Here is a 315-nt window from a genome sequence, read left to right on the forward strand (position 1 = left end):
TAAAACGCATGCGTGCCGGTTTTAACGTGGAATGTGAAGTGAAATATTAACCGCTTTAACCCTTTATCGTTTTAATCATTGTTTTAATTATCAATTGCTTTAATTTTTAATTTCTAATCTTTAATTCTTATGAGTGCTCCTGTTCTGAACGGTCCTTTTGTTTTGCCGATGTTCCGCAGCTTCGTGCCGCGGAAAATGCAACCGTGGATTTATCTTTTCATAGCCGTCATCTTCCAACTTTCGGGAGGTGTCTATTTGGGTGCATTGAATCAGATGATCGGCAGCATGTCACTGATGCGGGAGGATATTTTAATG

The 315-nt window shown here is 39.4% G+C and carries 1 pseudogene; it reads left to right on the top strand.

Annotated features, from left to right (window positions below):
• Positions 1 to 129: 129 nt before the first annotated feature.
• Positions 130 to 315: pseudogene (locus AB5935_RS28355) on the top strand (hypothetical protein); the annotation flags it as partial.

The sequence above is a fragment of the Phocaeicola sp. RTP21198st1_B8_RTP21198_201120 genome (assembly GCF_040929485.1).
GTDB lineage: Bacteria > Bacteroidota > Bacteroidia > Bacteroidales > Bacteroidaceae > Phocaeicola > Phocaeicola dorei.